Source organism: Halalkalibacter oceani (assembly GCF_023715705.1).
Taxonomy (GTDB): Bacteria; Bacillota; Bacilli; order Bacillales; family Bacillaceae_D; genus Halalkalibacter; species Halalkalibacter oceani_A.
In genome coordinates this window covers 18499-45224 of sequence record NZ_JAMBOS010000005.1, presented here as the reverse complement: position 1 = coordinate 45224, position 26726 = coordinate 18499, and the positions used below count along the sequence as shown (strand labels likewise).

At 44.9% G+C, this 26726-nt stretch carries 28 protein-coding genes and 1 pseudogene; 22 read left to right on the top strand and 7 right to left on the bottom strand.

Annotated features, from left to right (window positions below):
• The first annotated feature begins 2 nt into the window (after positions 1-2).
• From srtB to M3212_RS06615, 6 genes are all read left to right on the top strand, one after another.
• Entirely contained in the window at positions 3-761 is a 759-nt protein-coding gene (gene srtB, locus M3212_RS06640; protein WP_251193176.1) for a class B sortase, read from the top strand.
• Between the two features lie 100 nt (positions 762-861).
• Positions 862-1896, top strand: coding sequence for a spore coat putative kinase YutH (yutH, locus tag M3212_RS06635; RefSeq protein WP_251193175.1), 1035 nt, complete (start codon positions 862-864; stop codon positions 1894-1896).
• Between the two features lie 315 nt (positions 1897-2211).
• Positions 2212-3507, top strand: coding sequence for a homoserine dehydrogenase (locus M3212_RS06630; RefSeq protein WP_251193174.1), 1296 nt, complete (start codon positions 2212-2214; stop codon positions 3505-3507).
• Position 3508: 1 nt separating this feature from the next.
• Positions 3509-4573: a threonine synthase gene (gene thrC, locus M3212_RS06625; RefSeq protein WP_251193173.1), complete on the top strand. Its 1065-nt coding sequence runs from the start codon at positions 3509-3511 to the stop codon at positions 4571-4573.
• Positions 4570-5502 carry a homoserine kinase gene (gene thrB, locus M3212_RS06620; RefSeq protein WP_251193172.1) on the top strand — a complete coding sequence of 311 codons (933 nt, stop codon included), beginning with the start codon at positions 4570-4572 and terminating at the stop codon, positions 5500-5502. The genes thrC and thrB overlap by 4 nt, the downstream gene beginning before the upstream one ends.
• A 48-nt stretch (positions 5503-5550) precedes the next feature.
• Positions 5551-5781 (top strand): transcriptional regulator SplA domain-containing protein, encoded by a 231-nt coding sequence (locus M3212_RS06615; protein ID WP_251193171.1) that lies wholly within the window; start codon positions 5551-5553, stop codon positions 5779-5781.
• A gap of 117 nt (positions 5782-5898) precedes the next feature.
• Here the strand turns inward: M3212_RS06615 and M3212_RS06610 are convergent, their stop codons facing one another.
• Positions 5899-6141, bottom strand: coding sequence for a NifU family protein (locus tag M3212_RS06610; protein ID WP_251193170.1), 243 nt, complete (start codon positions 6139-6141; stop codon positions 5899-5901).
• Between the two features lie 337 nt (positions 6142-6478).
• Here M3212_RS06610 and M3212_RS06605 point away from each other — a divergent pair, with 337 nt between their 5' ends.
• Positions 6479-6799, top strand: coding sequence for a YuzD family protein (locus M3212_RS06605; protein ID WP_251193169.1), 321 nt, complete (start codon positions 6479-6481; stop codon positions 6797-6799).
• Between the two features lie 60 nt (positions 6800-6859).
• On the opposite strand, the gene M3212_RS06600 is transcribed toward M3212_RS06605, so the two are convergent.
• Positions 6860-7930, bottom strand: coding sequence for an NAD(P)/FAD-dependent oxidoreductase (locus tag M3212_RS06600; protein WP_349774176.1), 1071 nt, complete (start codon positions 7928-7930; stop codon positions 6860-6862).
• 411 nt (positions 7931-8341) lie between these two features.
• Positions 8342-8503 (bottom strand): annotated as a pseudogene (locus M3212_RS22245) (TetR/AcrR family transcriptional regulator); the annotation flags it as partial.
• A gap of 160 nt (positions 8504-8663) precedes the next feature.
• Between M3212_RS22245 and M3212_RS06595 the strand changes: the two are divergent.
• The 3 genes from M3212_RS06595 to dapF are packed head-to-tail and all read left to right on the top strand — an operon-like array spanning position 8664 to position 10025.
• Positions 8664-8900 carry a YuzB family protein gene (locus M3212_RS06595; RefSeq protein ID WP_251193167.1) on the top strand — a complete coding sequence of 79 codons (237 nt, stop codon included), beginning with the start codon at positions 8664-8666 and terminating at the stop codon, positions 8898-8900.
• A 30-nt stretch (positions 8901-8930) separates the two neighbouring features.
• The gene (locus M3212_RS06590; protein WP_251193166.1) at positions 8931-9179 is read left to right on the top strand and encodes a hypothetical protein; all 249 of its coding nucleotides are present in this window, start codon (positions 8931-8933) and stop codon (positions 9177-9179) included.
• Positions 9180-9194: 15 nt separating this feature from the next.
• Positions 9195-10025, top strand: a complete 831-nt coding sequence (gene dapF, locus M3212_RS06585) for a diaminopimelate epimerase (protein ID WP_251193383.1) — start codon at positions 9195-9197, stop codon at positions 10023-10025.
• A 294-nt stretch (positions 10026-10319) separates the two neighbouring features.
• Here dapF and mqnE read toward each other — a convergent pair whose 3' ends face one another.
• Positions 10320-11417 carry an aminofutalosine synthase MqnE gene (gene mqnE / locus M3212_RS06580; protein ID WP_251193165.1) on the bottom strand — a complete coding sequence of 366 codons (1098 nt, stop codon included), beginning with the start codon at positions 11415-11417 and terminating at the stop codon, positions 10320-10322.
• Between the two features lie 329 nt (positions 11418-11746).
• On the opposite strand from mqnE, the gene M3212_RS06575 reads away from it, so the two are divergent.
• Positions 11747-11953, top strand: a complete 207-nt coding sequence (locus M3212_RS06575; RefSeq protein WP_251193164.1) for an aspartyl-phosphate phosphatase Spo0E family protein — start codon at positions 11747-11749, stop codon at positions 11951-11953.
• 84 nt (positions 11954-12037) lie between these two features.
• Positions 12038-12391 carry a HesB/IscA family protein gene (locus M3212_RS06570; protein ID WP_251193163.1) on the top strand — a complete coding sequence of 118 codons (354 nt, stop codon included), beginning with the start codon at positions 12038-12040 and terminating at the stop codon, positions 12389-12391.
• A gap of 686 nt (positions 12392-13077) precedes the next feature.
• Here the strand turns inward: M3212_RS06570 and M3212_RS06565 are convergent.
• On the bottom strand, positions 13078-14070 hold the full coding sequence (locus M3212_RS06565) for an NAD(P)/FAD-dependent oxidoreductase (protein WP_251193162.1): 993 nt from the start codon (positions 14068-14070) through the stop codon (positions 13078-13080).
• Between the two features lie 375 nt (positions 14071-14445).
• Between M3212_RS06565 and M3212_RS06560 the strand changes: the two genes are divergently transcribed.
• The 3 genes from M3212_RS06560 (at position 14446) to M3212_RS06550 (ending at position 16984) form a co-directional block, all read left to right on the top strand.
• Positions 14446-15645: an NAD(P)/FAD-dependent oxidoreductase gene (locus tag M3212_RS06560; RefSeq protein ID WP_251193382.1), complete on the top strand. Its 1200-nt coding sequence runs from the start codon at positions 14446-14448 to the stop codon at positions 15643-15645.
• 181 nt (positions 15646-15826) lie between these two features.
• Positions 15827-16144 carry a YuiB family protein gene (locus M3212_RS06555; protein ID WP_251193381.1) on the top strand — a complete coding sequence of 106 codons (318 nt, stop codon included), beginning with the start codon at positions 15827-15829 and terminating at the stop codon, positions 16142-16144.
• A gap of 174 nt (positions 16145-16318) precedes the next feature.
• Entirely contained in the window at positions 16319-16984 is a 666-nt protein-coding gene (locus M3212_RS06550) for a 3D domain-containing protein (protein WP_251193380.1), read from the top strand.
• Between the two features lie 87 nt (positions 16985-17071).
• Here the strand turns inward: M3212_RS06550 and M3212_RS06545 are convergent, their stop codons facing one another.
• Complete coding sequence (locus tag M3212_RS06545; RefSeq protein WP_251193161.1) at positions 17072-17872, bottom strand: cobalamin-binding protein; 801 nt, start codon at positions 17870-17872, stop codon at positions 17072-17074.
• A 12-nt stretch (positions 17873-17884) separates the two neighbouring features.
• On the bottom strand, positions 17885-18361 hold the full coding sequence (locus tag M3212_RS06540) for a divergent PAP2 family protein (RefSeq protein WP_251193160.1): 477 nt from the start codon (positions 18359-18361) through the stop codon (positions 17885-17887).
• Positions 18362-18596: 235 nt separating this feature from the next.
• Between M3212_RS06540 and M3212_RS06535 the strand changes: the two genes are divergently transcribed.
• The 7 genes from M3212_RS06535 to M3212_RS06505 all read left to right on the top strand — a co-directional run bounded on the left by M3212_RS06535 (position 18597) and on the right by M3212_RS06505 (position 26683).
• The gene (locus M3212_RS06535; protein ID WP_251193159.1) at positions 18597-20033 is read left to right on the top strand and encodes a leucyl aminopeptidase family protein; all 1437 of its coding nucleotides are present in this window, start codon (positions 18597-18599) and stop codon (positions 20031-20033) included.
• A 761-nt stretch (positions 20034-20794) separates the two neighbouring features.
• Positions 20795-21598 carry an FCD domain-containing protein gene (locus M3212_RS06530; RefSeq protein ID WP_251193158.1) on the top strand — a complete coding sequence of 268 codons (804 nt, stop codon included), beginning with the start codon at positions 20795-20797 and terminating at the stop codon, positions 21596-21598.
• A gap of 19 nt (positions 21599-21617) precedes the next feature.
• On the top strand, positions 21618-22844 hold the full coding sequence (locus tag M3212_RS06525) for a M20 family metallopeptidase (RefSeq protein ID WP_251193157.1): 1227 nt from the start codon (positions 21618-21620) through the stop codon (positions 22842-22844).
• 41 nt (positions 22845-22885) lie between these two features.
• Positions 22886-24268, top strand: a complete 1383-nt coding sequence (allB, locus tag M3212_RS06520) for an allantoinase AllB (protein ID WP_251193156.1) — start codon at positions 22886-22888, stop codon at positions 24266-24268.
• Between the two features lie 43 nt (positions 24269-24311).
• Positions 24312-24773, top strand: a complete 462-nt coding sequence (locus M3212_RS06515; RefSeq protein ID WP_251193155.1) for a RidA family protein — start codon at positions 24312-24314, stop codon at positions 24771-24773.
• A gap of 63 nt (positions 24774-24836) precedes the next feature.
• Positions 24837-25358 carry a TRAP transporter small permease gene (locus M3212_RS06510; RefSeq protein ID WP_251193154.1) on the top strand — a complete coding sequence of 174 codons (522 nt, stop codon included), beginning with the start codon at positions 24837-24839 and terminating at the stop codon, positions 25356-25358.
• Positions 25359-25402: 44 nt separating this feature from the next.
• Positions 25403-26683 carry a TRAP transporter large permease gene (locus tag M3212_RS06505; RefSeq protein ID WP_251193153.1) on the top strand — a complete coding sequence of 427 codons (1281 nt, stop codon included), beginning with the start codon at positions 25403-25405 and terminating at the stop codon, positions 26681-26683.
• Positions 26684-26726 lie beyond the last annotated feature (43 nt).

The following is a 26726-nucleotide window of genomic DNA, read 5'->3' as shown; positions in this document are numbered from 1 at the left end:
GTATGAAGAAGCTGGCCGGGATATATCAACGTATTGGTATCAGTCTTTGTGTAACGGTAAGCGGATTTTCTCTGTTTCACGTAACGGATGTTTATGTGGAGGGGAAGCAGAACGAGGTAACGCTGGAAGAAGCGCGACAGCTTTATGAATCGGCGCCGGTACTCCCAGCGGCTGCTCAATCTGAACAAAAGCAGGTTGAGGAGCCACGTTTTGAAAAGCTGCGGCGCTTGAATGAAGATATCATCGGCTGGATTCAGATTGACGGGACACCGGTCGACTATCCCCTTCTTCAGCCAGCCGACAATGAAACGTATTTGTCATTGGACTATAAAGGGGAGAAGCAGCGGGCAGGAAGCATTTTCGTTGATTATCGCAACGCAGCGCCATTGCAGGAGCGCCATACGATTATTTACGGCCATCATATGCGCGATGGCTCGATGTTTGCCGGCTTGCAAAAGTTTGTCGGGCCTGACTTTCTGAAACGACATAAAATGTTTACGATTGAGACGCTGACAGACAGCTATCAGATCGAGATCTTCGCTGTGTACCGGACGACGACCGATTTTTATTATTTAGAGACTGATTTTCACAGCGATGAAGCATTCCTGTCTTTCATCGAAGAGATCAAGGCGCGCTCTTTGCATCAAGCTGAAGTTGACATAACTGCTGACGATAAAATCGTCACCTTGTCCACATGCGATTATGTCGCCGATCCAGCGGACGGGCGTCTTGTCATTCACGGCAAAGTACGGGCTAATTAAACCTTATGTCAGAAATAAGAACGATTATACACATTCTCCCTTTTAGGCACATAGACTAAAAAAGGGAAATGTGCTTTTGGAGCGGTAAGGAGGAGAGCCAATGTTTGAGCGGAATGTGTATGACGTATACGGACTCTACTGTGAAGAAAGGTTTCATGTCGGCATGTACGATGCCTTTGAGGCTGGCGGACAATCCTATATTTTATTGCCGAAAGAAGAGTCGATGCTCAGAGAAGAAGAAATGATTGCTTTTACTGATTATATGAAATCAATCGGAGATACGACGATCCTTACTCCGTTGCCGACGTTGCGGGGACAGAGAGCGGGTCTGATTGATGGCCAGCTCGTTTATCTGTGTGCGTTGCCGCCGTTGCTGGAGGAAAGTCAGATGAGGGTGCGCAGCGAGGCCGATCAAGGAGCGCATTTGGCCGCGATTCACTATTACGGCCGGCAGATGCCCTACGAAGCACGGCAGTACGAGTTTTTCGGTCAATGGCATAAGCTGTGGGAAACGAGGCTTGATCAATTAGAGGGCTGGTATCAGCAGCTTCTGTATCAAGGACCTCAATCGTATGTGGATGAAGCTTTTTTATTTTCTTTTCCTTATTATATGGGACTGACAGAAAATGCAATTCAATTTGTTGTCGATGCGATGCTCGACGATCCGAGCAAAGAACAAGAACGGCCGACGATTTGCCATCGGCGCTACACCGACCATACATGGCTCGTCCTTTCAGAACATGGAGCGATTGTCAAACGGCCGACCGAGTTTGTGTATGATCACCCGTGCCGTGATCTCGCTGAATGGATTCGGGATCAGCGGCGTGACCAGCGTTCTTTCTCGTGGAATCAAATTGAGAGCTTCCTGACGACCTATGAGCAATATGAGACATTAAGTTCGTATTCGTGGCGGCTTCTATATGCGCGCCTCGTTTTTCCATTGCATTATTTTGAAGCTGTCGAAGACTATTATAGCAGTCAGATTCGCGAAGAGCAGATCAGTGCGGGGCAGCATCTCTTTCAATTGCTTGATACGGAAGGGGAAAACGAGAAATTCCTTAAAGAATTCGCGGCGTTCATCTTGCCGGCAAAAGCCGGTGGACAGCTGCCGGTCATCGAATGGCTCGCCCAATGAACTGTCCCATTGGAAGCTGGAGTCAAAAGCAACAAAACGGATAACGCGCAGTGCTTCTTACAAAAGACGCTGGGCGTTTTTTAGTGGAGGAAAGCGCAGGAAAACGGGACGGCTTTCGTTCTGCACAGCTGCGCCCCTGTTTTTGAAAACAGGAGAGCCGCTTCGCCCGTTGCGTGCGTTTTTTTATAGGGATTTGTGTATTATGAAAAAAACAGAAAATTCCTCTTGTGCTATTAAGAGAACAGGTCTATAATGTCCTTTATAGATAAACATATGTTCACTTTAGGTATACATGGTGGAAAAGGAGTGGAGAGCATGTCAGCGGAGGTTCGAGTTGGTTTACTAGGTCTGGGGACAGTAGGTACGGGTGTTGTATCAATCATTAGCCGTCATCAGGAGGAGTTGCGTCATCAAGTTGGCTGTCCTGTCACGGTAACCAAAGTATTAGTTCGTGATAAACAGAAGCATCGCCCCGTTGATTTTGAGGGAGCGGTCATAACTGATGAGATAAATGATGTAGTAACAGATCCGGAAATTGATATTATTATTGAAGTAATGGGTGGAGTGGAATCCACTAGAGAGCACTTATTGACAGCGTTGAAAAACGGGAAGCATGTTGTAACGGCAAACAAGGATTTAATGGCTCTTTATGGCTCTGAATTGTTGAAAGTGGCCGCGGAAAACGGCTGTGATCTTTATTATGAAGCAAGCGTTGCAGGAGGAATTCCGATCATCCGCAGCTTGTGCGAGGGTCTGGCTGCCGATCGTATTACGAAGATGATGGGAATTGTCAATGGAACAACGAATTACATTTTGACGAAAATGGTCCAGGAAGGCAGCTCTTACGATGATGTGCTTAAGCAGGCCCAGGAGCTTGGATTTGCTGAAAGCGACCCGACCGCGGACGTCGAAGGTCTCGATGCGGCCCGCAAGATGGCGATTTTGGCATCATTAGGATTCTCAATGCCGGTCGGCTTGGATGATGTATCGGTACGCGGCATTTCCTCTGTTACCAAGTCTGATCTTGAATATTGTGATCAGCTCGGCTATACGATGAAGCTGATCGGCTTAGCGAAACGGGACGACGGCCGTGTCGAGGTCAGCGTCGAACCAACGTTATTGCCAAAGACGCATCCACTTGCCTCTGTTCATAATGAGTACAATGCGGTTTATGTGTACGGTGAGGCCGTCGGTGAAACGATGTTCTACGGTCCGGGCGCCGGTTCATTGCCGACAGCCACGGCTGTTGTGTCCGATCTTGTGACCGTGATGAAAAATATGCGGCTCGGCGTCAGCGGGCGAACGGTTCAGGGTCCGCTGCACGAACGTGTGTTAAAGCAGGATAATGAGATCGAATCGAAATATTTCCTGCGTCTCCGGGTGCTTGATCAGGCCGGCACTTTCCAGGCAGTTACGAGCCTGTTTGCCAGCCATGAAGTAAGCTTTGAAAAGCTGCTGCAGCTCCCGATTGAAGGGGAAGAAGTGGCGGAAGTGATTGTCATTACCCACCATACAAGCAAGCAAAACTATGAAGCGCTTTACAAAAAATTATCCGAGCTGGATGTCATTGAGTCGATTGAAAGCTGTTACCGTGTCGAAGGAGGACATTAAGATGAGTAGTTGGAAAGGGTTAATACAGGAATATAAGGAATTGCTGCCGGTTACAGAGGAGACACCTCTATTGACACTGCGTGAAGGAAACACACCGCTTGTTCCGCTCGAGCATTTATCAAAGGAGTGGGGTGTGAACGTGTATGTGAAGTATGAAGGAGCAAATCCAACTGGTTCCTTTAAAGACCGTGGTATGGTAATGGCTGTTGCCAAAGCGAAGGAAGAGGGAAGCAAGGCGATTATTTGCGCATCAACGGGGAACACATCCGCCGCTGCTGCTGCTTATGGCGCGCGGGCCGGTCTGCGTTGTATCGTCGTTATTCCGGAAGGGAAAATCGCGCTCGGCAAGCTGGCTCAGGCTGTTATGTACGGTGCGGAGGTTCTGGAAGTGAAAGGGAACTTTGATAATGCGCTCGATATTGTCCGTGAGATCAGCAAGCAGGAGCCGATTACGCTTGTTAACTCTGTCAATCCGTACCGGATTGAAGGGCAGAAGACCGCTGCATTTGAAATCTGCGACGCATTGGGCCAAGCTCCCGATGTGCTGGCGATCCCTGTAGGGAATGCCGGTAATATTACAGCCTACTGGAAAGGGTTTAAAGAATATAACGAGAAAAAAGGAACCGGCCTTCCACAAATGCGTGGGTTTGAAGCAGAAGGAGCAGCGGCGATTGTTCGTGATGAGGTGATCGACGAGCCTGAAACGATTGCGACGGCGATCCGTATCGGGAATCCGGCGAGCTGGAAGCAGGCGGTAGCCGCGGCTGAAGAATCAAATGGAAAAATTGATTTTGTAACAGATGAAGAAATTCTTGAAGCCTATCAGCTCTTAGCCAAACGTGAAGGTGTGTTCGCCGAGCCGGCTTCCGCTGCTTCGATTGCCGGCTTGAAAAAGCAGATTGAATCGGGAGAAATTAAAAAAGGCTCGAAGGTTGTTTGTGTCTTAACAGGAAACGGATTGAAGGACCCGAATACAGCAATGGGGACGGTAGATGTCAAGCCGGCTGTTCTTCCTAATGATAAGGAGGCATTCCTTGCTCATATTAAAGGAGGGGTCCGGTCATGAGTTCCAGCGGTGAACCGTTTATGATTAAGGTTCCCGGCAGCTCAGCCAATCTAGGACCAGGCTTTGACTCCGTCGGTCTCGCCGTCAACCGTTATTTGACACTAACTGTCAAGCCGGCGGATCAGTGGCATTTTCAATCAGCTTCCGACGAACTCAAGGATGTACCAGTCGGAGCTGACAATTTGATTTGTCAGGTGGCGCTGCACGTCGCTGCTAAGCTTGGTAAAGAGCTTCCGCCATGTGAGGTTGTCATGGAAAGCGATATTCCGCTGGCCCGGGGGCTGGGCAGCAGTGCAGCGGCGATTGTCGCCGGAATTGAATTGGCGAACCAGCTGTTGGGCGAACCGTTAACAGCTGAAGAGAAAGTGCGCTTTGCCTCCCTGTGGGAAGGGCATCCGGACAATGTCGCCGCCTCTGTTTATGGTGGACTGGTAATTGGAACCCATACGGAAGAAAAGACAGAGGTGCTGTTTGGCGGAGTTCCGGAGCTTGATCTGATCCTGCTTGTCCCAAGCGAAGAGCTAAAGACAAAAAAGGCAAGGGGCGTACTTCCGGATACATTATCTTATCAACAGGCGGTGCGTGGAAGCTCCGTAGCTAACGTACTTGTTGCCGCCATGCTTCAGGGGGACTGGGAAAAAGCGGGAGCGATGATGACAGAGGATGTTTTTCACCATCCTTACCGTAAGGAGCTTGTGCCCCATCTCGAAGAAGTGATGACAGTTGCGGTTAAGGAAACAGAAGCCTACGGCGCGGCTTTAAGTGGGGCCGGGCCGACGATGCTCTGTATCGCCCCTTACCAGCGCGGTCAAGGCGTACAGGACGTTCTCCAGCGCCGCTTTCCGGACTTTCAGGTTGAACTGCTGAAGCCGGCGAGCGAGGGGATTACCGTACAAAAGAATGTTGAGAAAGAAACAATCATTCGCTGAATAAAGGAAAGCATGGGTGGGCAAACCAATGAAAAAGGGGGTCCGCCCATGCTTGATTTATACGAGCTCGAAGAAGGTCAGAGCGTCTACATTATTTACCGTGATCCACAGACGCCGGCCGTTTCGTCTATTCAGCAAGCAACAGTCACACGAGATCCTGGCGGAACAGAACAGCTTGCGTTGTTTTTGTTTGACGATTACCATCTGCTTGAAGAGGATCACGCGATTTTTACCTCTTATGAAGAAGCGGAAACGATATACGACCAGTTTATTTTTTAGAGGCTGTGTCAAAGAGTTTTACTCTTTGACACAGCCTCTAAGCAGCGCGCGAAGCCATTGCCTCCCCGAACAAAAAAAAAGAAACGTCCGCTTTGCAGCCGGACGTTTTTTTCAGTTTTAAAAAACTTGTTCAATCTCAACGACGCCAGGTACTTCTTCAAGAAGAGCGCGCTCAATACCTGCTTTCAACGTAATTGTGGAACTTGGGCAAGATCCGCACGCACCAAGAAGCCTTACACGGACGATCCCATCTTCTACTTCAACGAGCTCAACATCCCCGCCATCACGTAGTAAGAAAGGACGAAGCTTATCTAATACTTCACTGACTTGTTCATACATTTCAGTACTTGTTGCTGACATATTAAACAACTCCTTTCTATTGTTTATTATAAGGGTGTTGAGAAAAAAAATCCATCATTCTGCTTTATTTTTCGCTGTTAATCATTATATCCTATGACAGAAAAAAGCGGTTGTGCGGTTTTCTTAAAAGATAACATTTAAGAGGAGGCGATACACACTTTTCTGAAAACAGCCAGTTTTTTCAGATACCAGGTTGCTTCTAAGGAAAAGTTCAAGAGTATGACATGCAAACAAATGGAAAGGATCCTCTTTTATAACAGTTGCGTAATGAAAAGCAAAGGGCTATGCTAAAAAAAGGAATGGACTTTATAACTAATGGAATGAAATGAGGAGAAATATGGATAATCAAGCATTGACGCTAACAGTGTTTGGGGCGGAAGAGAAGTGTGCCAGCTGTGTCCATCTGCCGAGTGCAAAGGAAACATTTGAATGGCTCGAAGCGGCGATTTCACGCAAGTTCCCCGACATCCCTTTTACAGCAGTTTATGTAGATATTGAAACATCGGCGATGAACGCCTGGCAGAAAAAAATGGCGGAGGCGATTCAGGACGAGGAGTATTTTTATCCGCTCGTGACCGTGAACGAGCATATCGTCGCTGAAGGCAACCCAAATTTAAAGCTCGTTTTCGCGGAAATTGAAAAATGGAAAAAGAGTTAATCCTAAAAGGGCAGGTTCCTTTTGGGATTAACTCTTTCCTTTCGTTGCGCGGACTTCCGTTTATGATCCGGAGTGATACTTGTACATCCAGAGGACGCCGCTTTTTAATACGCGAGGAACGCGGCCAAGCAGGGTGCGCTCTCCCATTAAGCCGAAGCCGTGCTTCTTCCCAAGCGACCCAAGCACGCCTTTTAATTTGATTTTAGGCAGCTCTTCCGGCAGTGGCTCACCTTTCCACTGCTTCTTAAGAATTGTTACGATTTGCTCCGCCTGACCTTCAGCAAGCTGAGCGCTTGGTGCATGTGGAAGACTTGCGCAGTCCCCGACGACGAAAACATTTTCGTCACTAGGCAGAAAATGCTGCGGCGTCAGCTTGATGCGTCCCTGGTTATCCTTTTCGACGTCCAGGTTGCGAACGACTTCCACCGGTTGAACTCCGGCCGTCCAAATAATCGCGTCACAGGCAATTCGCTCGTCATGATTATAGAGGGCGTCTTCTTCAACCTTCGTAATGTTTGATTTATTAATAACATCGACACCGTGGTCAATGAACCAGTTTTGAACATAGGTGCTCAGCTTGCGCGGAAACATCGATAAAATAATTTCGCCACGGTCAAAGAGCTTTATTGTGAGGTCAGGGCGGCTTTCCCGCAGCTCACTTGCCAATTCGACGCCGCTTAATCCGGCTCCGACGATCGAGACGACTCCGTTCGGGCGCACATTATTGAGCGTTTCATATGTTTTTCTTGTCGCTCCCATCGTCTGGATGCTATGTGTATACTCTTGCGCCCCGGGAACATTATGATATTTATCCTCACAGCCTAAGCCAATAATCAGCGTATCATAAGATAATTCTTCCTCATGATCGAGTTCGACTGTTTTGTCGCTCAAATTAATATTTGTGATCGTTCCGTATTTAACGTTTAATCTCGGGTCTTCAGGAAACTCAACACGCAAATGATGATCAGCGGCTGTACCTGCTGCCAGTGCATAATATTCCGTTTTCAAACAGTGATAAGGTAAGCGATCGACGAGGGTCACTTCCACATCCTCAGGTAACTCGTTAGGGAGCAGGCGCTGCAGAACACGCATTCCTCCATAACCACCGCCTAAAATCAAAAGTTTTTTCATAAATGAATGACTCCTTTTTTCAATGATTGCATCTAAACTGGCTTCGACCAAAGTCATCACATTTGCAAGCAGCCGTTTCTTAGATGGTTCAGTTGCGAAGGTGTGGATGCCATGAGAAATCAAACTGTGAATAATATGGCTCCAGGTGTCGATGGGGACAGACAGCGCAATTTCGCCTTGCGCTTTTGCCGTTTGAAGCAGTTCCTCCCAATGGGAAAAGAGTAAGGACTCTTCCTTAAGAACATGATTCCACATTTCAATTGTTAACGCAGGATACTGATCGTAATCATCCAAAATATACTGTAAATAGGAGCGTAAGCGAACAGATAAAGGTCTGTTCCTCAGGTGAGGCTGTCTCACATAAGGGATTACCGAGTGGAGCCGTTCGGTAGCCAGTGACTGCATAATGGAATCCTTTGTCGGGAAGTAGTTAAAGAACGTCCCTTTTGCTACTTTTGCGGCATTGGTAATCTCCTGCACAGTCGTGCGAGAATAGCCCTTCTCCTGAAATAATGCCAACGCAGCCGTCTCAATCCTTTTTTTCGTCTGTTCTTTTTTCGCTCGTTCGGTCATAAAAAGTAGCTCCTTAATAAAAATGACCTTGGTCAGTTCCGATTATAACGAGGAATGTCTAAAACCACAACAATTTTGTGAATTTTTTTTGGAGGAACGCGACGATTGACTTCTCCCGGACACGCGGGTAGCATAAAGGGGAGAGTAACGAGGTGAAACGATGAGACCAATTATCGAATTTTGTTTAAGTAACTTAGCCAGTGGCACACAAAAGGTAATGGAAGAACTTGAAAAAGATCCCAATCTGGATATTATCGAGTACGGCTGTTTAAGCAATTGCGGAAATTGTGCCTTTGAACCATTTGCTCTCGTCAATGGAGAGTATGTATCTGGTGAAACAAACGAGGAATTGCTGGAAAATATATATACGTTTTTGGAAGAAAATCCAATGTTTTAAGGAATGAAACAGAAGGGGGGTTCCAGCGGTATGGATGTCATCCCGTTTAGCCATACGTGGCCATATGAGCGGCAATTCGACGATATTTATTTTCAGTCCTGTCCATTTTGTGGACAAGAGAATGTCCTGCTCAATATGAAAAAAACTGAATTGAATCAGGCGCTGGAAGGAATTAAAACCTCTGTCAACCTTCCTTGCTGCCGTGGCAGATTAACAATCCTTGAAGCAGATCAGGATTATTTCTGGACAAATAAGCCGTTACGGAAGGATGAAAGATAAGTGCAGTTCACGAAGATGCATGGTTTGGGGAATAGCTATATTTATGTCGATATGTTTAAGGAACAATTAAACGAGGAAGACCTGCCGGAGCTCGCGGTTCAAGTAGCGGACCAGCATAAGGGAATCGGCTCGGACGGCTTAATTTTAGTTTGTCCATCAGAACAAGCTCCTGTTAAAATGCGGATCTTCAATAATGACGGCTCAGAAGCGAAAAACTGTGGCAACGGGCTGCGCTGTGTCGCCAAATTTGCCTATGAGCATGGCTATGTCAAGGAGAAAACGTTCCAGATTGAAACGTTGGCGGGCTTTGTCGAAGCGACTGTAGAATTGAGCGGAGAACAGGTCGAGCGCGTCACTGTCGATATGGGGGAGCCGATTTTAGCAAGAGAGGCGATCCCGATGCTCGGAGGAGCTGCGGATCAAGTCGTCGCCGAGCCTTTTGCTCTTGATGGCGCTGAATGGAATGTAACAGCTGTTTCGATGGGAAATCCACATGCTGTAATGTTCGTTGACAAGATAGACAAGGCGCCTGTTGAGACGGTAGGACCAAAAATGGAAAAGGACCCCAGGTTTCCGGAATGGGTCAATGTTGAATTTGTTGAAGTCATTTCCCCGACCGAGCTGCATTTTCGCGTCTGGGAACGCGGATCGGGAATTACACAAGCATGTGGCACAGGCGCCTGCGCCGCTGTCGTGGCTTCCGTATTAAACGGCTTTTCTAACAAAGGGGAAGACGTGACAGTTCATCTGCTTGGCGGCGATTTAATTATTAATTGGCGCGAAGACGGCCACGTCCTGATGACAGGCGGAGCCGAAGTGATTTGCGAAGGAGTTTACAACAGATAGAGGGGCTGGGAAAAGGCGAAAAGACCTTTTTTCCAGTCCTCTTCTTTTGCTTAGTCAAGTATTTTTCTCTACATTCCACCATAATTCAAATCGTCTTATTATGGATTGAAAAATGAGCTTGAGACAAAATTAGCTTTGGATCTACTGGCAATGGCTTCACACGCCACAAGCCCGTTGTGAGTGGGTTTCTCACAACGGGCTTTAAAAGATCGTGGCGGTTCCGCTCATTGCTTAGGGGCTGGGCAAAAGGGTAAAAAAACAACCTTTTGTCCCAGCCCCATTCGCTGTAAATGTTTATTGATAAACTTTTACAACGTTGTAGAACGTGTCGCGTTCGACCGGAATTTTACCGGCACTTTTAATTAAGTGGATCAGCTCATCACGGGTAATCCCTTGAGAGGTGAGGGCACCGACTGAGTGGGAAATCCGTTCTTCAATCAATGTTCCATGAATGTCGCTTGAGCCGAAAGTTAAGGCCATTTGTGTCAGCTGAACGCCGATATTAATCCAATAGGCTTTAATATGATCAAAGTTATCAAGCATCAGACGGCTGATAGCCAGTGTTCTCATATCATCATAGGCTGATGTCCGACGCTTAATGCCCGCCTCAACCTTTCTTGGCTGCATCGCAAGCGGAATAAAGACCATAAACCCGTTCGTCCGGTCCTGGAGCTGACGCAAACGATCCATATGGATCAGGCGCTCTTCCTTCGATTCGATCGACCCGTAAAGCATCGTCGCATGCGTTTTTAAGCCAAGACCGTGGGCAATTTCATGGGCTTCCAGCCACTGATCGGTTGATGCTTTGTCCGGGCTCATCTTTGCCCGATAACGCTCCGTTAAAATTTCCGCCCCGCCACCAGGCAGTGTATCAAGTCCGGCTTTGATCAGTTCCTGCAGAACTTCCTTCATTGTCAAACCGGAAAGACGGGAGAAAAACTCGATTTCCGCCCCGGTGTATGCTTTAACGGTTACTTGCGGATAGTGCTTCTTTAACGTCCGGATCGTATCTAAATAATAATCAAATGGGACTTCTGTGTTATGCCCTCCGACAATATGGAATTCACGAATATTATCATTCCATCTTTTCTCGACATATTCAAGAAGGGCTGTTTCGTCCATTGTGTAAGCTCCCTCTTGTCCCGGCTTGCGCTTAAAGCCGCAGAAGCCACAGTTCGCTTCACAAACATTTGTCGGGTTAATATACATATTTTGAATAAAATAAACGTGGTTGCCATTCTTTTTTAGGTTGACCTGGTTCGCCAGCTGGGCGACTCCTAAAAGGTCAGGCGTCTCGTAAAGGTATAAGCCATCCTCGATCGTCAGACGTTCTCCATCGGCAATTTTAGTGGCAATGGCGGCAAGTCCTCTATCGGTTAAAATCGTTTCCATCTGTTTGCTCCTCCGTTTCGTCATTACAGAGAGTACATTCTCCCCCATTTGTTGAAACTGAATGATTTTTCTTTCGTGTGACCCTCCTATTATACTATTATACTATCAGAATAAAGCAGGAAAAAGAAAGGGAGTATACTTGGAAATGCCAGTCACTGTAAAAAAAGAAGTGAAAATATAAAAAAACCTTTAAAACCGCCTGTTTTTTGCGTTTGTCAGTTGCGTTCTATATGGTTATTTTGTAAACTTAAGTAAATCATTTGAAATTATTTGCAGTGACTGATTAATCTTTCTGATAATTTTGACTATTGGATGGAGAGGTGATTTGGATGAACCATGCTTTAGCCGAGGAGGTTTGTAAGGAAAGAATCGAAGAACTACGAGGTAAAATGGTTAGCGCTGCCAAGCAATATGGCATGTCTCATCCTCTCGTACTACGATATAGTCAGGAATTAGATCGTGCTCATAATAAAATGCTGAAATTAAATCAACCCCAGCCCTTTATATGGTCGCAACCTGTTTATGAAAGGCTGTAAGGCGGAAAAAAAGCAGCATCCTTGAGCTTGGATGCACGAAGGAGTATACTTAGACGTAAGAATGATAACAGGAGGGATGATGTCATGATTACGTTAACTGATGCGGCCGTCAGCCAGATTAAGGATATGATGGAAGCGGAAGAAGAGCAAGGCTTGATGCTGCGCGTCGGTGTCAAAGGTGGCGGATGTTCCGGGCTTTCCTATGGAATGGGCTTTGACACAGAACAGAACGAAGATGATACTAAGCTGGACATCAATGGGCTGACTGTGCTGATTGATAAGGAAAGCGCACCGATTGTTAAAGATATCGTGATTGATTATAAACAAAACATGATGGGCGGAGGCTTTACGATTGATAACCCTAACGCGATCGCTTCATGCGGCTGCGGTTCATCATTCCGCACAGCGGCTCACGCCGGAACACCGGAAGAATGTTAAAAAAGAGAAAAGTCTTAAAAGGCTGCAACAGACCTTTTGAGACTTTTTTTTGTAAAAAGAAAATGATCGGGATCAAAGCAGCTTTACCTACATGAATTCCGTACAAACGACAGCGTTGTACCTGCCACCACTCCTGAAATAAACTTCGCTTTCCGCGGGAAGCTGGTGAGCCTCCTCCCGCAGGAGTCTACGTCTAGTTCATCCGCTACGTCGGTGCTTTGTTCTGTATTGCAGTTTCCACTTTCGTTATGTCCACCCTGCCGGAAAGTTACAGTGAGGCATTAAAAACTCAGTGTATCTGTGCCACAGAACTGAAGGTAATCTTGGATGTTTCCATTTTTAAAATGGTAAGCTAAACTTAACTTAGAAATGTTGTTGTAGTAGCCGTTAACCGTACATTAACTGAACGAACCGTTACAGCTCCTGAAGAATTTGTAAAAGAACATCAAATAAACCTGTAGGTCCTATTTGATACTGAGGATGAAGTTTCAACTTTATATAAAGTCATTGATATGCCTGAAACATTCATAATAGATGAAGTGAAGGAAAGATTTTTGGGTGAACTCAATGCTGATATGTTAGTTAATATTATTGAGGAATGAGGACTTAAAAGATCGTGGCGGTTCCGCCCATTGCTTAGGGGTATGGACAAAAAAAGGTAAAAAACCTTTTTTTGTCCATATCTTTTAAAACAAACTTGTGCTGTGACCGGGAAAGACTTTGGCGTTTGGATCGACGTACGCTTTGGCGTTGTTAACGGCGGTTGGGGCTTCCCCGAAGCCGGTCGCAATTAATTTCACCTTGCCGTCGTACGTACAGACATCGCCGGCGGCGTACACACCCTTGAGGTTTGTTTCCATTTTTGTATTGACGATAATCGAGTTCCGTTCGATTTCAAGCCCCCACTGCTTGATTGGCCCGAGTGAGGAAACAAAGCCGAAATTGACGATGACATCATCGACTTCGATCGTTTTTGCTGTATCACCTTTAATTTCCTGGATGACGACTTGCTCAATCGCCTCGTCGCTGCCGTGTAACTCTTTAATTTCAAATGGGGTAAGAATGTTGACGCTTGATTGCTTTAACAGCTCCACACTATGTTCGTGAGCACGGAATTTGTCACGGCGGTGGATCAGGGTCACTTCTTTTGCAATCGGTTCAAGCATCAGCGACCAGTCGACCGCGGAATCACCGCCACCGGAAATCAGTACTTTTTTTCCAGTAAAGATACTGAGGTCCTTGACGAAATAGTGCAGGTTCTTCCCTTCGTAGTGGTCGGCCTTTTCGACTTCAAGACGGCGTGGCTGAAAGGCACCGGCACCGGCGGTGATAATCACGGCCTTCGTGTAATGCGCTTCCTTGTCTGTCGTAATTATGTAACTGTCGTCCTCCTGCTGACTCAATTCCTGTACCGACTGTTCAAGCACAATTGTTGGTGAGAATTGCTGAGCCTGGGCTTCGAGATTATTTACCAAATCCTGGGCTTTCACTTTCGGAAAACCGGCAACGTCATAGATGTATTTTTCTGGATAAAGGGCGGAAAGCTGTCCACCAAGCTGAGGCATACTTTCAATGATTTTGACTTTCGCCTGGCGCATTCCCGCATAGAAAGCGGCAAACAGTCCAGTCGGACCGCCACCAATAATCGTAATGTCATACATATTCTCGGTATTCGTCATCTGACAATCACTCCCGGAAAAGAATAAGAAGGCGACAGGGTCGCTTTTCTTATTGACAATTATACGCATATTTAAACGGAAAAGAAAGGAAAGGGCTTTTTTAAAAGCGGTTTCAGGAAAGTAAAAGCTTTGCTGTTGATTGCGGTTACATTATGATAAAATAAAGAGAAACGGGAATACTGCTGTTTGCAAAGGAAGTCGATAAGATTTTAAAAATATAGTTGAAAAAAGCCGAGAAAAGTCATATTATAAAAGATGTATTTTGTGACTAGTTTACGATCTTATGTCATTATTGTCTCTTTTTCTGTATTAGTTCGTGAAAATGATCACAATGTTGTTCGAGCATGGAAAAAATTAGAAACGGAAGTGATTAGTTTGAAAAAGCCAAATATTGTTATTCTTGGCGCTGGGTATGGCGGAATGATTACAGCGACTCGCCTGTCTAAGCTTCTGGGGCATAACGAAGCAAACATTACGTTAGTGAACAAGCATGATTATCATTACCAGACAACATGGCTGCATGAGCCGGCTGCCGGTACTTTGTCACCGGAAAGAACACGGATGCCGATTGCCAGTGTGCTTGACCTTAATAAAATTAAGTTTGTTCAAGACATCGTGGTCGAAATTAAAGCCGCTGATAAAAAAGTTGTGCTTGAAAACGGCGAGCTTGAATATGACTATCTGGTTGTCGGCTTAGGTTCTGAAGCGGAAACCTTCGGAGTTCCAGGTGTTCACGAATATGCTTTCAGCAAATGGACCGTGAACGGCGCCCGTGAAGTGAAAGAGCATATTGAGTACATGTTTGCGAAGTATAATAATACTGCAGAGAAGAAGGACGAGCTGCTGACATTTGTTGTCGCAGGGGCAGGATTTACAGGAATTGAATTTATCGGAGAGCTTTCTGAGCGTGTACCGGAACTGTGTGAGCACTATGATATTCCACGTGAAAAGGTGAAGCTCTATGTGATTGAAGCTGCGCCTACAGCCTTACCAGGCTTCGATCCGGAGCTTGTGGAGTATGCGATGAACCTTCTTGAAAGCCGCGGGGTTGAATTCAAAATCAACTGCCCGATCAAGGAAGTGACGGAAACAGGTGTCAGCCTGGCCAACGGAGATGAAATCAAAGCGGAAACAGTCGTTTGGGCGACTGGAGTGCGCGGCAGCTCCATTATTGAAAAATCAGGGTTTGAAGCGATGCGTGGCCGGATTAAGGTTGAGCCTGACCTACGCGCGCCTGGCTATGAGGATGTTTTTGTTATCGGTGACTGTGCGCTGCTAATCAACGAAGAAATCAACCGTCCGTACCCGCCGACAGCACAAATTGCGATGCAGATGGCAGAGGTGTGCGCGCATAACATTAAAGCACTGATCAAAAATGATCCGTTGAAAACGTTTAAGCCGGACATTAAAGGTACGGTTGCGTCCCTTGGCGGAAAAGAAGCGATCGGTGTCGTCGGCACACGTAAGCTGTTCGGTTCTTCTGCGAACTTCATGAAGAAGATGATCGATAATCGTTATCTCTTCCTTTTAGGCGGACCTGGTCTTGTCTTGAAAAAAGGAAAGAGTCCTTTCTAAAAACGGTCACGGAATAAAGGAGGATGCCTCCCGGCTGTCAGTAGCCAGAGAGGCATCCTTTTCTGTTAAGTGAACGTTGGCCCTCCCGCCAGCTGTAAACCGCCACAAAGATGTCAAGACATTAAGTTGACTTGCCGGCAGCTCGTTCAGTAAACTAATAAAGGACACGGGGGTGGAGCAAATGTTTTTGCCGCAATTATTAATTTCAATGGTCCTTTTTCTCATTTTGTTTTTTGGAATTGGATTTCTTTTAAATATGGTTTTACGGTCTACGTGGATTATGGCGTTTATTTATCCAATTATTGTGATTCTGATTGTCGATAATGTGGGTATCATGGAGTATTTCACTGCACCGGGAGCGGCGTTTCCGAGGCTTGGAGCTGACCTGGCCGCTTTGCAGATCGTTGATATTCTCATCTTATCAAGCGGCTTTGTTGGCGCAATCATTGCTGGAATTGTGATTAAAATGCTGCGCGTGCGCGGCTATCAAATGTTTTAATATGATGAAAAAAGGTTATTTGAACGGGGAGACAGCGTTCAAATAACCTTTTTTTATGAAGGCGACCGGGCGTCGCTTTTTTAATTTTGTGTATAATTTACGCTTTCTCTGGGGAGGATGAATCCAAGAGAGGAGTGAAAAGTAGTGGTTTATTTGAAAAGTTTAGGCAAAAGAATGGGTATGCTCGGATTATTCGTGCTGGCCTTCATGTCAACATTTCAAACATTCTCAGGCGTGAAAGCGGCCGAGATTCAAGAATGGTTTTTTCAGGACAAACTCAATGAAGCCGAGGTGCTACATACAGCTAGAGATACGATGCACAAAGTCGTGACGTTGCAGGCGAAATCACTTCCATTTTTGAACACAGCAGAGGAATCAATGTCTTATGAAGTTGTCGAAGCGGAAGATGTGACGCTGGAGGAAGCGATTGACTGGTCAAAATATCCGAGCGAGCGAGTTGTGGCAACCGGATATACAGCAGGCTATGAATCAACGGGAAAGCATCCTGGTCACCCGAGCTACGGGATTACATTCTCAGGTGTACAGGTAAAGCGTGACCTTTATTCGACGATTGCTGCTGATCCGAGCGTCTATCCGATCGGTACGGTCTTGTTTATTCCGGGCTATGGCTATGGCGTAGTCGCCGATACTGGTTCGGCGATTAAGGGGAATAAAATAGACTTATATTATCCTTCGGTGAAAGATGTTTATGAAAAATGGGGTAAGCGGGAAGTTGAAGTGTATGTTGTGAAAAAAGGGGACGGCACATTGACGGAGGAAGAGTTGCTTGCTCTGAATGAAAACGAAGCTGTCCAGGTGTTTCGAAATCAATTGAATTAAGCAATCAGAATCGCCCGCCAGTAGCAGAATGCTTTCTGGAGGCGATTCTTTTTTGTGCCGGCTCCGCCCTTCAATGAATCATTTTGCTTATCGTAACGGATCAAGCTCATCATTTTCTGGAAAGATATGCGGGTGAAGAATGGCGGCAAGTTTTTTTAAGCCGAACAGTAGCCGCGGCGAAGGCCGGCAAAATAATGCTTCTTCGAGAAGGTGGATGCGGTTCAGGCGCACGGCCTCAAGCTCAGGCCAGTTCGGCCGCTTCGAAAGAAGTTCGGGCTTCATTTTATCGGTCGCTACACCGACCCACGCCAGACAAATATGGTCGGGCTGTTGGTTGTACACATCGTCCCAGTCCGTCTGCACGCTAGCTACGTCAACATGCTGATAAACATTGCTTCCTCCGGCCAGGGAGCTGATTTCCGTTAACCAATTAAGTCCCCCGGGGGTGAAGACAGGCTTCGGCCACCATTCCCAGTAGAGGCGGACAGGCTGGACGTTTTTGGCATATTCCTCATAGAGCTGGATAAATGACTGGAATTTTTCACCGACGGCTTTCGCTTCCGCTTCTTTGCCGGTCAGGGAACCGAGATGCAGTAAATTATCATGAATGTCTGCCAAGGAATTTGGCTGGTAAACGACATGGGGGATATTTCGTTTTTGAAGCTCCTCAATATTGCGTTCCATTCCGGGTACGCTCAGTGAGGCCAGCACGAGGTCCGGTTTTAACGCCTCCACTTCATCGATGCGAATCGATAAATCAGGTCCGAGACGGGGGAGATGCTCCAGTGGGGGCCAATCTGAATAGTCATCAATTCCGACCAAATGAGAGGTTAAATCCAAATAAGCCAGCAATTCGGTATTACTCGGGCAAATTGATATCAGTCTCATGCCGACGCTCCTTTAATGAATGGTAATATGAAGAATAATGGCTATTACAATTCCAAGCAACCCTCCGAAAAACACTTCAATCGGTTGGTGACCGAGAAGTTCTTTCAGCTCTTTTCTTTTTTCGACATCTTCCTTTTTAGGCCATGATTTTACTTCTTCGACGAGCTTGTTAAAATCAGTAACCAATTGATTAATAACAGTTGCGTGGTAGCCGGCGTGACGTCTGACGCCTGTCGCATCAAACATGACAATAATGCCGAAAACAGCCGAAATCGCAAAAAGAGTTGAATCAAGTCCTGCCTCAATCGCAACAGCGGTGGAAAGAGCTGTTACCGCAGCAGAATGTGAACTCGGCATTCCGCCGGTGCTCGTCAGTAATGACCATTCAAATTTTCTGGTGGCGATGAAGGCTAGCGGGACTTTCACAAATTGGGCAAACCCGATTGCGATAAGAGCCGCCCATAGAGGGAAGTTGTGGAGTATCTCCATTGTCGTTATTACGTCCTTTCTGTTTGGCGTCAGGTATAGTAAAGGGATGTCAAAGGATAGTTCCTTCGATCTAACCCCACATAACATTTGACATAGTCCCCTTGATATCCTACTAAGAAATAAAGATAAATTCTTAGGGGAAGAGTGACATTCATTATATCATAAAGTAAGTGGAGATTCTTAGCGCTTAAAGCAGTTTTTTGAGCTGAATGAAAAGAAAGGATGGGAAGGGAACTTGTTCTATATAAACGAAACGTATGAGTCAAGTAGCAGCGAGGAAGTTTTGGTCATTGGTTTGTTCGAAAAAGAGGGATTCGTCCCGGCCGTCAATGAAATCGGACCTCAGTTGTATGAACAGCTGACCGGGCTAAAGAGAAAAGGACGAATAACGGCAAAGCAGGGAGCCTGCACGGTGCTTTACCCCTCCGCACGGCAGCCGGCCGAGGTAGTATATATCATCGGCTTAGGAGCTCGTGACGATTATCCCGCATCGTCGTTTCAGGAAGCTGTCGCGATAGCCGTGAAAAAAGCCCGCACCGATAAGCTCAAGCGTTTGGCATTGGTAGCTGAGAGCTTCTGTCCTTCCACGGTGACGATGGAGCGGGCGGCTTATCTTGTAGGGGAAGCGGTAGCCTTAAGTGCTTACGAACGGATTGATTATAAAGCGAAAACAAATGAACGGGACATCCATCTTGAAGCAATCACGCTTATTACGGCTGAGACTTCGTTGCAGCAGGAGCTGGAGCGGGGCTTTCGTTTCGGTGAAGGTGTCAATTTGGCGAGGCGGATTGCCAATGCGCCAGGCAATTTGCTGACGATTGATGATTTCATCGAGGAGGCGCAGCGGATTGCGGAACGGCACCGGTATCAATATGATCTGCTCGGACGGTCCGAATTGGAAAAGCTGGCGCTCGGAGCGATGGTTGCCACGGCCGGAGCGGGTGACGAAGCGGTGAAGCTGCTCACGCTTTCCTATCAAGGAAACCCGTCATCAGCGGAGACAGTCGCTTTGATTGGCGGCGGACTCGTTGACGGCTCTAGCGTGGAGCGGGCAGGCGCAGCAGCGGTGCTGGCAGCGTTGGAGATGATTGGCTCGGTGCGGCCGGCGGCTAATATTCTGGCGGTTCTGCCGCTGGCTGAACGGAGATTGGGCAGTCCGGCGATCAGGCAGGGCAATGTGATTCGCACATTAAGCGAGAAAACAATTGAAATCGCAAATGAAGGAGCGGAAGAGGGCTTGCTGCTGGCCGACGGTATCACCTACGCCAAGCAGCTTGGGGCGACGGCTCTGATTGATGTTGCTTCCTTCGGCGGAACAATCCGCTCATTTACAGGCGAGGTGATGACCGGGGCGATGACGAATCACCCGGTATTGCTGGAGCGCGTACAAGCGGCTGCTGAACACACGGGGGAAAAAATGTGGTGTCTGCCGAATGAGAAGCAATACCGGCAGCTGTTGGCGGCAAGTGATCTGGCAGATCTGAGCTATCCTTGCCGGCAGGCGGAAAGTATTGGCAACGGACTCTTTCTGGGTGAATTCGCCGGCAGCACGCCGTGGGTCCATCTTGATATTGGCGGGACAGCCCTACAATCGTGTCCGAGCCCGCTTCAGCCAAAGGGGGCAACCGGGGTGAGCGCCCGTACGTTAGCTTACAGCATCATCCTGCATTGAAAAACACATTTCCACTAACTCAATTTTTTAGCCATCTTTCTGTTTATAACGATCACGGTCAATAATAATTTTAGTAATGTTGCTTGGGCTTGTACGGAGGGTTATCCCTTCTTCAGTTAACTACGGCGCCCCTAGCTTCATATTATTGGTGACGTATCTACTCGTCTCCCAGACGGCGGTTTCAAAACCGCCGTTTGCAATATCCAATAATATCCATTATAACAGGTTTTTGAATTGACTTAGCAGAGTTACAATCGCAACAAGCGTTCATTCTCAAGGTTTTTCTAACCCACTTTAGTTAGATGTGCTATCATACCACATTTTCTCAATAAATATGCTCCAATATTTATCATTACCTCCTTCAAGTGTTTCAGGACTCAAAAGTAGAGAGTATAGTTAATATTTTAGTCTAATCGCATGCTTTTTTGTTGCCGACATTACCAGGAAGCGTACTATATTAAATATTATTTATCGACACTGCCGAAAAGCTGACAGATAATCTCTCGTTTTTATAGAAAGAGAAAGAAAAGCTAAGTAGTATAGATGTTATCCTAAAGATCCTAATCAATTCTGAAAAATGTTTTTTTTGAAAATATTATTGATTTTCAGATATCTATCCGCTATTATGAACTTACCTACTCATCAATGATGAGGTGATGAGGTGTGAAGAGAGTATTTTTTTGTGCTAGCCTACTCATCAGTGAGGAGGTGAATGAAAATGATTAAATAATGAATTGGTTTTAGAAAAGCGAGGGTTTAAAATGGTTAATTTTAATGACGAAGTAAATTTATTAGAAATGAATGTCTTTTCAAAAAAAGAAGAGGCCGCACAATACTTATTACTTAAATATTTACTTCATTCAGAAGAGCCTGTGGGTTCCTGGGTTTTAAAGGTGATGCTGGAGCTGAAAGGAATAGAAGTTAGCGTAGCAACGGTAGGAAGGTATCTAAAGAACTTAGATAGCAAAAAATTCACCACATTAGAGGGAAGTCAAGGGAGAGTGATCACTTCACAAGGAGCTGCTTATGTGAAAGAGCTCGCTAGAGAAGTCGAACGTGAACATTTACAAAAGCAATTAATGGAGGCTGCTCAGCCTCAAAACTTTGAGGAGTTGCTTGATTTATTACGAACAAGAAAGGTGTTGGAATGTGAATCGGCTCGCTTGGCAGCTGAAAGGGCGGATGAAAATGATCTGAAAGCGATTGAGCTTTCGATGCAGAAGCATGAAAGCTGCGTAGGAGCAAATAATGATCCTACTTCTCCTGCTTTAGACTTTCATAGAAAAGTAACATTGGCTTCTAAGAATCGTTTCTTAATTGCCTCCTTAGATATATTAATTTATGAAGAATTGAAGCTCGAATCGCAAATTGTTGATTTAATTTCAAGAGAAAGGGGTGAAGAATATGGTTATCAGCATCGTGAAATCGCAAAGGCAATAATAAATAAAGATCCTGAAAAAGCAGGGGAATTAATGAATTTACATCTTAGTGAAATCATCCATGCAATTGAAGAACAATATCGCAGTAAGAAAATCGTAGAAGATAAAGGAGCTTACAATAAGTGACAGAAGGAGAGGCCGATAGATGAATAAGCAAGAAGAACAAGTACTTAATCAGATTAATGAGGACGAAGTGGTGGCTTTCTTACAAAAATTAATCCAATGTAAGAGCAGTTATCCACCTGGTGACACTAGAGAAGTTGCTGATGCATGTTACAAGAAATTAAAAGAAGAAGGAATAGAAACTGAACTTCTCTATCCAGGAGATGAGGTGAAATCTATTTGGGATGACGGTGTCGACAATAGCCATATTCCCAGTGTGTTAGGAAAGTTGGAAGGGAAAGAGAGACCTGTTCTATTGTTAAATGCCCACATCGATACAGTGAGTGTGGAGGATCCAGATAAATGGGAGTTTGATCCTTTTTCTGGCGCTGTGAAGGACGGTTACATTTATGGAAGGGGCGCGGGCGATGACAAAAGCTCTGTGGTTGCCCAGATAATGGCTACAATTGCCATTGCAAGAGCCGGTGTGCAGTTGAATGGAACATTAATGGTGAATCCGGTGGCGGACGAAGAGGCGTCTGCCTTTAGAGGAACTCATTGGTTAAGAGACGCTGGCTATTTAAATCCAGATTATCTTCTCATCGGTGAACAAACAGATAACAAAGTTGCGGTAGCTGAAAGGGCTATGCTGTGGCTGGATGTCACAATTAAAGGTAAAGCTGCTCATGGAGCTATGCCATGGGAGGGTGATAATGCGATTGTAAGAGCAAGTCAGTTTGTAAATTTAGTAGAAACACAGCTAGTACCACTTTTAAAAGAGCGTACACATCCATACTTACCTCACTCCACTATTAACATTTCAAAAATAAATGCAGGTTTAAACAGTAATGCGGTTCCGGAAATTTGCACATTACTTATTGATCGGCGGTATGTTCCAGGAGAGACAAAGGATACAGTTATCAAGGAAATAGAAGATTTACTAAAAAAGTTAGCTATTGAAACAGGGGAATTTGAATGGGAAGTATCAATTAATTGGGATGCAGGAGCGCCTGTAGACACAGATATTAATGAACCGTTAGTGCAAACGTTACTAGGCTCAGCTAAAGAAATAACGGGCAATAAAACAGAACTCACAGGATATCGTCAAGGAAGTGACGGCAGACTTTTTTCAGGAAAGGGTATTCCAATCGCTCATTTTGGACCAAGTGATCCGGCTGTTGGGCATTCTACTAATGAACGAGTATCTATTAAGCAATTAGTGGAGGCGACAAAGATCTATGCTTTAACAGCGTTAAGGATGTTAAGCTAGTCCATTATTGGAAAAATTCAAATGAAGGAGGCTGGTTTTATATGGAGCATGACCAAGTTTTTGACCTTGTGATTACCGGGGGAAATGTTGTTTTCGAAGAGGGCATACTTGAAGCCAGCATTGGAATAAAAGAAGGGAAGATCAAAGCGATCGTTGATCCCGAAGTGGATTTATCCTCTCAAGAAACGATCTACTGTGAGGGAAAGACTATTTTTCCGGGTTTGATTGATCCCCATGTTCATCTCTGGGAGCCTGGTTTTTTTGAATACAGAGAAGGGTTCAAAGAAGGAAGCGCGGCAGCTGCGGCTGGTGGAGTGACTACGCTAATTGAAATGCCGCTTAGTGTCCCACCTGTAGTAGATGAAGAATCATTCAATTTAAAGTATGCAATTGCTAGTGATCATTCCGTTGTGGATTTCGCCCTTTGGGGTGGACTGATTCCATCTTCGATTGATGACTTAGAAGAACTGCACCGATTAGGCGTTGTTGGACATAAAGCTTTTATGTCCTATGCTTCCAAAAGCTATCCGCATGCTCCTGATTTCGAATTATGGAAAGCTATGACAAAGATTTCTGAATTTAATGGTTTAGTCGGTGTTCATGCGGAAAACGCTGATATCACATTTAAAATGTCAAAAGAATATAAAGAGGCTAATCTAACAGATCCTCTGCATCATGCAGACGCAAGACCTGAAGTTGCTGAGTTGGAATCAGTTCAGAAGGCGATTCTATTTGCTGAAAAAACTGGATGCCGGCTATATGTGGTACATATGTCTTTACCAGAAGGGATTGAGATGGTAAATCAAGCAAAAAGAAGAAAAAATGTACAGGTTTATAGTGAAACCTGTCATCATTATTTGTTATTTGACCAGTCCTATTTATCAAAGCACGGGGCATTTATCAAATGTAATCCTCCCTTACGGTCAAAAGAGGCCGTTGAAGGTTTGTGGAACAACATTAGGGAAGAGGAAATTGATTGCATAGGCTCTGATCATGGTCCTTATACGGACGAAGAAAAAACAAAAGGACACTCTAATTTTTGGGATGCTCCATCTGGATTCGGTGGGATTGAACTTATTCTTCCTGTAATGATAAGCGAGGGATATCACAAACGTAATATTAAGCTTGAAACAATTGCGAAGCTCACTTCTACAAATGCCGCCAAAATATTTGGTTTATATCCAAAAAAAGGAACGATTCGCATTGGTTCAGATGCTGATTTAACAATTGTTGATTTGAATCATGAGTGGGTCTATGATGCAACGAACTCCTTGTCAAAAGTGAAATCAGAATTTTCCCCTTACCATAAAAGAAAATTTCGTGGAAAAGTGATGAAGACAATTGTACGAGGATCTGTTGTTTATAGTAATCATTCAATTGAAGTGAAACCTGGATACGGAAAGTTTGTATCCTATAACCAATAATATGCACGTAAATATATTAATAAAAAAGTGAGGGAACATTCAGATGAACTACGAAAAGAAATTAGCAGATTTAAATATTCAATTACCAACGCTAGCAAAATCAAACCTTCCTTTTGCAAATGGTGTCATAGTAGACAATCTATTATATTTATCAGGCCAGACTCCAATGGTAGATGGAGAAATGAAATATTTAGGAACGGTAGGATCAACAATCTCTATTGAGGAAGCAGAGGAAGCGGCAAGAATTTGTACGCTGAACTTGTTGGCTGTCATGAAAGAGATGCTTGGAAACTTAGAACGTGTGAAAAGAGTTGTAAAAATGAATGGATATGTCGCTTCATTGCCTGATTTCACAGAGCAGCCACGTGTGATCAATGCTGCTTCAAACTTATTAAATGATATTTTCGGTGAAGATAAGCCTCATGCAAGAGCAGCGTTAGGAGTTGCTTCATTGCCGGGTGGCACATCTGTAGAAATTGAAATGGTTGTAGAAATAACTGCTTGATGTCTACCCCCGCCCATCATTCAATCAAGGTGATAAATACAGTTCAGTAAGGGAGGTTCTGTGATGAGAGCGTTTGTGAAGTGGGTGGACTGGATCAATAAAGTTTTAGATGGCTTGCTTGGCTTAGCTTTAGCTGTCATGACACTGGTAGTGTTTTATCAAGTTCTGGTTCGTTTTTTATTTACCGCTTTTGATGTGTATACTAGCGCTCCTTGGACAGAGGAGTTGGCCCGATACTTAATGATTTGGATCGTTTTTATTGGGGGAGCAGTAGCTACTAGGTATGCAAGACTGCTGGCAGTAGATGCACTAATATTTGCCATTCCTCAGGCTCCTGGAAAAATCATAAAAGTAGTTGCCCATATTGTTTCTTTATCTTTCTATGCCTGTGTGTTTGTCATTGGACTTGAATGGGCAAGGCAGGGGCTTACAGAAAGAGCGCCGGTAATGAGGATATCAATGTTCTATCTCTATGTATCAATGTCAATTAGTGGAGTGCTAATGATGGTTAATACAATCACGTTATTAATTGATACGGTTATCAATAATAAGGATATTCGGGAGCCTGAAGTTGAAAAAAGTTAACGGGTCCTCTCAATAGATGAATAGCCGATAAGGAGGAAGTGGCCGTGATAATCTTGTTCGTCTCATTAGCTATATTTTTTACCATCAGTGTACCCATTGCTGTTGCATTAGGTTTTTCTTCCTTAATCGTCATGAACATAAATGGAATGCCGATGCTTATGTTGCCGTTAAAAGCATATGAAAGTTTAAATTCGTTTACATTATTAGCCATTCCATTTTTTATATTAGCAGGTCATATTATGCAGTCTGGGGGTATTTCAAAACGTTTAATAAATCTAGCCAATGTTTTGGTGGGGTGGATTAGAGGTGGTCTTGGTGCGGTAGCAGTTTTAACTTCGATGATCTTTGCTACCATGTCTGGCTCCTCTTCTGCCACAACAGCTGCAATTGGTTCGACATTAATACCAGCTATGGAGAAAAAAGGCTATCCTAAGAGATTTGCAGCTGCGACATGTGCTTCTTCAGGGGAGTTAGGAGCGATTATTCCCCCTTCTATAAATATGATTATGTATGGATTAGTTGCGAATGTGTCTATTGGGAATTTATTTTTAGCGGGGTTTATTCCAGGAATATTAGTAGGGTTGAGTTTAATCGTGACCATCATAGTAATAGCTAGGGTGAGAGATTTTGACGCTGTTACGAAGATTAGTAAGAGCGAGTGGCTGAAAGAATTTGTCAAAGCGCTTGCAGACTCCTTCTTAGCTTTATTAATGCCACTTATTATTTTAGGAGGAATCTTTTTAGGGTGGTTCACGCCAACCGAAGCTTCTGTTATTGCGGTTGTGTACGGGTTTATTGTATCTTTTGTTTTTTATAAAGAATTGAAATTCAAAGACATTCTTCCGATCCTCTCTAAATCAGCCCGTTCGAGCGCAATTATTCTAATTATTGTCGCGTTCGCATCTATTTTTGGGTATATCTTAACGACTGCCCAAGTGCCGCATTTATTAGGAGAAACTATTACTAATTTCACGACTAATCCAATTGTATTTCTGTTGCTTGCAAACTTGTTGTTATTAGTGACGGGAATGTTTATTGAAGGCATTGCTGCAATTGTTATACTCGTCCCAATTTTAGCCCCTATGGCGAGCACATTTGGGATAGATCCGATTCATTTCGGAATTGTTATGATCGTTAATTTAGCAATTGGGATGGTAACTCCTCCAGTAGGAGTGAACTTATATGTAGCATGTCAAATTGCAAATTTACGAATAGATCAAATTATTCGTCCAGTCTTGCTTTTTTTGGGTGTGTTAATTGTAGACTTGCTCATTATTACCTACATCCCTTTTCTTTCTACATGGTTGCCCTCTTTAGCAAACTAAATTAAGTAGAGGAATGATTTTCTAATTTTGAAGGGGGGTGGTC